The following is a 1,835-nucleotide window of genomic DNA, read 5'->3' as shown; positions in this document are numbered from 1 at the left end:
CTTTGTTGTCATCAATGCTATTTTCCTCCATTTCCTTAATTTCTTCTTGATCCATTTCAGCTTCAAGCTGTTCTCTTATTGTCATTATTCCTCCTAAATTTTTATTAATATCTTATACAAACTCACAATCACTTATGAGCTTGGTAAAACATCAATTCAATGTTCCTGTAAAGTTCGCCTCAAGCTCTGAAACCTGTTTTGCAATTTCGTGAGCTTCCAAAATCGACAATCCCTCAATAACATCATCTGTTATTGGAGTATCAAAACAAACATCATATTCTTCCTCTGTACCAACTAGCACTGCTACTTGATACAAGTTAGAGTTATTAACATCAGGGACAATTGAAATGCCGTACCCATTGTTATAAAATTCGACGTGACGTTTAGATTTGTCTAAAGTGTTCAAGATTCTTTTTAATAAATCCTCATCATTCATCAATTCTATAATTTCATCTGTTACTGTTTTTATTTCAATCATCTCCTTTAAAATTTATTTTTTAAACAATCTCTTAATTCTGTTTTTTAATTTTTTAGCTTCTCTTTCTTTTAAAACCTTTTTGTTGTTTTCATTTACTATTTGTAATGCTTCAAATTTCATTTTACATTCCTCCTAAACTAAATTTTCTTTTTCTTCCTACGATTACACATTTTATTTTTGATACGTTATGAATCATATCCGATTTTTTCATAATCTTTACCAAATCTTCGTTCCCATATTCTGATGGGCTTAATTCATATTCATCATATATTCCGTCGTATTCAAAACCTTTTATTTCGTCTTCTGTTATGTCAGGAATTTTCTTTTTCAGCTCTTTGAAACCACTATCATAGTATTCCATTTTGGCTATGCCTTGTTGTGGGTAACCAAAGCAATTTTCTTTTGCCCATTCTTTTATTATCTTTTGTTTTTCAACCATTTTTTATCATCTCCTAAAATATTTCTATGCTTCCGTCATCTTTTTCAATTTTTAATTTTCCAAAATTTCTGTTAAATTTTTTCTCTGCGTTATTGTATGTGAACATTATGCTCAATATGTTCTTTTTAAATTCTTTGTCAAAAATAAAACTTGTTTCATTTCTCAAGTTAAACTCATCTTTTAATTCATATCCTCTTTTTTTCATTTTGTTAATTAATTCTTTTCTCATTTTTATCATCTCCTATGGTAAGGTTGTAGTTTTTATATTGTTTCATTTGACAAAATGCAAATAAAAGGTTAAAAAAATAATGTATTTTCATTTACAAGATTATTATACTATATAATTTTACATTTGTCAAATATATATTTGATTTTTTTCAAATAATTTTACAAATGTCAAAAAATGGGGTATAATTTTAATAATAATAACGGAGGTTTTTTAATATGAACAAAATAGAAAAGGTTTCTAACGAAATCAGAAAAAGACGTGAAGAACTTGGTTATTACCAAGAAGATGTTATTGAAAAATTAAAAAAAGAAGGTGTAGATATTTCAATTTCAGGACTTTCAAGAATAGAAAGTATGGAAAGACAAAAATTAGATACTAATTTATTAATTGCGTTATCTAAAGTCTTAAAAAAAGATTTTATCGAAATGCTTGGACACAATCCTAAAAAACAAGAAAGTAATGTATCTGACGAAATATTTACAAGTTTTATTCAAATACCAATTTACGGAATGGCAAGTGCAGGAAACGGATTAATTGAAATGGATGACAATATTGAAGAGATAGAATATATTAGTATCCCAAACATAAACAAAAATGTAAAGAAAAGAGATTTTGCCTGTCGAGTTAGAGGAGATAGCATGGAGCCATATTATCACGATGGTGATATAATGGTTGTTGATGTAGTGGAC

Annotated in this window: 4 protein-coding genes; 1 reads left to right on the top strand and 3 read right to left on the bottom strand. The window is 27.7% G+C overall.

The genetic code is table 11. From position 1 onward, the window contains the following. Positions 1–151 precede the first annotated feature (151 nt). The 3 genes from K324_RS0109635 to K324_RS0109620 form a co-directional block, all read right to left on the bottom strand. Positions 152–478 carry a hypothetical protein gene (locus K324_RS0109635; protein ID WP_026748937.1) on the bottom strand — a complete coding sequence of 109 codons (327 nt, stop codon included), beginning with the start codon at positions 476–478 and terminating at the stop codon, positions 152–154. Positions 479–599: 121 nt separating this feature from the next. After that, positions 600–917 (bottom strand): hypothetical protein, encoded by a 318-nt coding sequence (locus K324_RS0109625; protein WP_026748936.1) that lies wholly within the window; start codon positions 915–917, stop codon positions 600–602. Positions 918–930: 13 nt separating this feature from the next. Next, positions 931–1,146, bottom strand: coding sequence for a hypothetical protein (locus K324_RS0109620; protein WP_026748935.1), 216 nt, complete (start codon positions 1,144–1,146; stop codon positions 931–933). A 215-nt stretch (positions 1,147–1,361) separates the two neighbouring features. On the opposite strand from K324_RS0109620, the gene K324_RS0109615 reads away from it, so the two are divergent. Beyond that, positions 1,362–1,835 (top strand): helix-turn-helix domain-containing protein (locus tag K324_RS0109615; protein ID WP_026748934.1); only part of this gene is annotated, 474 nt, incomplete at its 3' end.

It is taken from the genome of Leptotrichia trevisanii DSM 22070 (assembly GCF_000482505.1).
Taxonomy (GTDB): domain Bacteria; phylum Fusobacteriota; class Fusobacteriia; order Fusobacteriales; family Leptotrichiaceae; genus Leptotrichia; species Leptotrichia trevisanii.
Note: the sequence above shows the minus strand (reverse complement) of the source record. Positions and strands in the feature narration are given on the sequence as shown.